The sequence below is a fragment of the Saccharopolyspora sp. genome, from assembly GCF_017434145.1.
Classification (GTDB): Bacteria; Actinomycetota; Actinomycetes; order Mycobacteriales; family Pseudonocardiaceae; genus Saccharopolyspora_C; species Saccharopolyspora_C galaxeae.
Window position 1 is genome coordinate 1 of sequence record NZ_JAFRFW010000191.1, and the last position, 4,055, is coordinate 4,055.

Genomic DNA, 4,055 nt, shown 5'->3' on the forward strand with positions numbered 1-4,055 from the left:
GTGCTGCACCGCGCGGGCCTGCTCACCGGCGACGAGCTCGACGGGATGCTGCGCGGCCTCGACGAACTCGCCGCCGACGTCGAATCCGGCGCGTTCCAGCCGGTCGTCGCGGACGAGGACGTGCACACCGCGCTCGAACGCGGCCTGCTCGAACGGGTCGGCAACGACCTCGGCGGCAAGCTGCGCGCCGGCCGCTCCCGCAACGACCAGGTCGCCACCCTGTTCCGGATGTGGCTGCGGGACGCCACCCGCCGCGTCGCCTCCGGCGTCCTGGACGTGGTCGACGCCCTGGTCAGCCAGGCGCAAGCGCACCCGGATGCGGTGCTGCCGGGCCGGACCCACCTGCAGCACGCCCAGCCCGTGCTGCTCGCGCACCACCTGCTCGCACATTGCCAAGCGCTGCTGCGCGATGTGCAACGGATGCGGGACTGGGACGAGCGCACCGCGTTCTCCCCGTACGGATCGGGCGCGCTGGCCGGTTCCTCGCTCGGCCTGGACCCGCAGGCGGTGGCCGAGGAGCTCGGCTTCGACGGCGCCGTGGACAACTCCATCGACGGCACCGCCTCCCGCGACTTCGCGGCCGAATCGGCGTTCTGCCTGGCCATGCTCGGGGTGAACCTGTCCCGCGTGGCCGAAGAAGTGATCATCTGGAACACCGCCGAATTCGGCTACGTCACCCTCGACGACGCCTGGGCCACCGGCAGCTCGATCATGCCGCAGAAGAAGAACCCGGACGTCGCCGAACTCGCCCGCGGCAAGTCCGGCAGGCTGCTCGGCAACCTGACGAGCCTGCTGACCACGCTCAAGGCCCAGCCGCTGGCCTACAACCGCGACCTGCAGGAGGACAAGGAACCGGTCTTCGACTCCGTCGAGCACCTGGACCTGCTGCTGCCCGCGATGGCCGGGATGCTCGGCACCCTCACCTTCCACACTGACCGGATGGCCGAACTCGCGCCGGCCGGTTTCACGCTGGCCACCGACATCGCCGAGTGGCTGGTGCGGCAGGGCGTCCCGTTCCGCGTGGCGCACGAAGCCTCGGGGGAGTGCGTGCGGCTGGCCGAAGCCCGCGGCGTCGGCCTGGACGAACTGACCGACGACGAACTGTCCGGAGCGCACGCCGCGCTCACCCCCGCAGTCCGCGAGGTGCTCACCGTGCCCGGCTCGGTCGCCTCCCGCGACGCGCACGGCGGAACCGCCCCTGCGCGGGTCTCCGAGCAGCTCACGCGCGTCGTCGAAGCGGTCCGCGCGCACCGGGCGTGGTCGTCGGCCGGAGAACCCCGCGAACACGGCCGGTAGTGTCCGGGCCGTGCATCAGGTGACTAGCGACGAACTCGCGCACGACCCGCTTCGGGTGGCTCGGCGGCTGCTCGGCTGCGAGCTGCACTCGACCGGCCCCGAAGGCGAAGTGCGGGTGCGGCTGGTCGAGGTCGAGGCGTACCGCGGGGGCGACGACCCGGCCTCGCACTGCTACCGCGGCCGAACCGAGCGCAACGCCGTGATGTTCGGTCCGGCCGGGCACCTGTACGTCTACTTCGTCTACGGAATGCACTTCTGCATCAACGTGGTGTGCCTGACCGACGGCGTCCCCGGCGCGGTGCTGCTGCGCGCCGGGGAGGTCGTGACGGGCGGCGAACTCGCCAAGCAGCGCCGTCCCGCCGTGCGCAAGCAGAGCGCGGTCGCCAGCGGGCCCGCCAGGCTCGCAGGTGTCCTCGGGATCACCCGCGAGCACAACGGCATCGACCTGACCTCCCCGGATTCTCCGATCAGGCTCTACAACGGTGACACGGTCGACGAGGACGACGTCCGCACCGGACCCCGCGTCGGTGTCGCCACCGCGGTCGATCTGCCGTGGCGGTCCTGGATCGACGGCTCGCCGTCGGTCAGCACCTACCGGCTCGGCGGGCGCCGCAGAATCCGGGACCGGACGTAAAACCGCTGGCGCAGGTGCGCGAAACTGGTGCTCGTGAGCGAGCACATCCTTGACGAGCTGTCCTGGCGCGGCCTGATCGCGCAATCCACCGACCTCACCGCGCTGCGCGCGGACCTGAGCGAGGGCCCGCTCACCCTCTACGCGGGCTTCGACCCGACCGCGTCCAGCCTGCACGCCGGGCACCTGATCCCGATCCTCACGCTGCGCCGCTTCCAGCTCGCCGGGCACCGCCCGGTGATCCTCTCCGGCGGCGCCACCGGTCTCATCGGCGATCCCCGCGACGTTGGCGAGCGGAACCTGCACGACGTGTCCACCGTGCGGGACTGGACCACCAGGATCGGCGATCAGCTCGCCAAGTTCGTCGACTTCGACGACTCACCGACCGGTGCGGTCGTGGCCAACAACACCGACTGGACCGCCGAGCTGCCGGTCACCGAGTTCCTGCGCGACGTCGGCAAGCACTTCTCGATCAACACCATGCTGGCCAGGGACACCGTCAAGCGGCGGCTGGAGGGCGACGGCATGTCCTACACGGAGTTCAGCTACATGCTGTTGCAGGCCAACGACTTCGTGCAGCTGTACCGCAGGCACGGCACCCGGCTGCAGCTCGGCGGCTCCGACCAGTGGGGCAACATCGTCGCAGGCGTGGACCTGCTGCGCCGGCAGGAGAACGTCACCGGGCACGCCCTGACGCTGCCGCTGGTCACCGACGCCGAGGGCCGCAAGTTCGGCAAGTCCACCGGCGGCGGCAACGTGTGGCTCGATCCGGAGCTGACCTCGCCGTACGCCTGGTACCAGTACTTCGTGAACTCCGCGGACGCGGACGTCGGCAAGTACCTGCGCCTGTTCACCTTCCTCGACAGCGAGGAGATCGAGGACTTGGAGCGGCTCACCGCCGAGCGGCCCCAGCAGCGCGCCGGCCAGCGCAGGCTCGCCGAAGAGCTCACGACGTTCGTGCACGGCGCCGAGCAGACCCGCCAAGTCATCGCTGCCAGCCAGGCCCTGTTCGGCCGCGGCGAACTCGCCGAACTCGACGAGCCCACGCTGGAGGCCGCGATGGCCGAGATCCCCACCGGCGAGGTCCGCCTCGCCGACGAGCCCACCATCGTCGACCTGCTCGTCGAAGCCGGCCTGGCCCAGGGCCGAGGCGCCGCCCGGCGCACCGTCAACGAGGGCGGGGCCTACCTCAACAACACCAAAATCGCTGATGAGAGCTGGTCCGTGGCGAAGGACGACCTGCTGCACGGCCGCTGGCTCATCGTCCGACGTGGCAAGCGTCACACTGCGGGGATCAAGGTGCTGTACTAGCCTGATCTCGACGCCGGAAACGGTGGCTGACCTGCGGGTTCGCGATCTTCCGGCGGCGCTGCGGGCTGGCTTGACTTCGCCCCCGGCAGCGCGTAACTTTCTTGGAGTCAGCGCGGAACGGGCCGACATACGGACCGGGCGCGACGGGGGGACCGCAAACAACGCTTTCGCCGATGGTGTTAGCGTGGGCGGACCCGGTGAAACGAACTCAACATTGCTCCGCCGACCGCGGCCCGGGAGGCCCCGAAAGCAAAAGGGACCCCCGGCGAAACCGCGAAAACGGGGTAAGCTAGAGTGTTTCACATCAGCAAGACGAAGAGATGACTCCCCGGGGTTTTGGTGCCTGGTTGGTGCTGGGGTTCTGGTGTGGGTGTGTTCTTTGAGAACTCAACAGCGTGCCGATGATGGTGAGTGGTAGTACTTACTTTGTTTTTGCTCTGACCATTGTTTTGGTTGGGGTGCCTCGTTTATTTTTCGGGGCAGGATTTTTCTCTGATCATTGTTGGAGAGATTGATCCTGGCTCAGGACGAACGCTGGCGGCGTGCTTAACACATGCAAGTCGAACGCTGAAGCCCTTCGGGGTGGATGAGTGGCGAACGGGTGAGTAACACGTGGGTAATCTGCCCTGCACTCTGGGATAAGCCTTGGAAACGGGGTCTAATACCGGATAGGACACATCGCCGCATGGTGTGTGTGTGGAAAGTTCCGGCGGTGCAGGTTGAGCCCGCGGCCTATCAGCTTGTTGGTGGGGTGATGGCCTACCAAGGCGACGACGGGTAGCCGGCCTGAGAGGGTGACCGGCCACACTGGGACTGA

General features: G+C 68.5%; 3 protein-coding genes and 1 rRNA gene. All 4 read left to right on the plus strand.

The genetic code is table 11. From position 1 onward, the window contains the following. On the plus strand, positions 1-1,296 hold a 1,296-nt coding region (argH, locus tag IJH84_RS05280; protein WP_295140959.1), incomplete at its 5' end, for an argininosuccinate lyase. Between the two features lie 10 nt (positions 1,297-1,306). Then, the gene (locus IJH84_RS05285; RefSeq protein WP_295140962.1) at positions 1,307-1,930 is read left to right on the plus strand and encodes a DNA-3-methyladenine glycosylase; all 624 of its coding nucleotides are present in this window, start codon (positions 1,307-1,309) and stop codon (positions 1,928-1,930) included. Between the two features lie 33 nt (positions 1,931-1,963). Further along, positions 1,964-3,238, plus strand: a complete 1,275-nt coding sequence (gene tyrS, locus IJH84_RS05290; RefSeq protein WP_295140965.1) for a tyrosine--tRNA ligase — start codon at positions 1,964-1,966, stop codon at positions 3,236-3,238. 499 nt (positions 3,239-3,737) lie between these two features. Then, a 16S ribosomal RNA gene (locus tag IJH84_RS05295) occupies positions 3,738-4,055 on the plus strand; the annotation flags it as partial.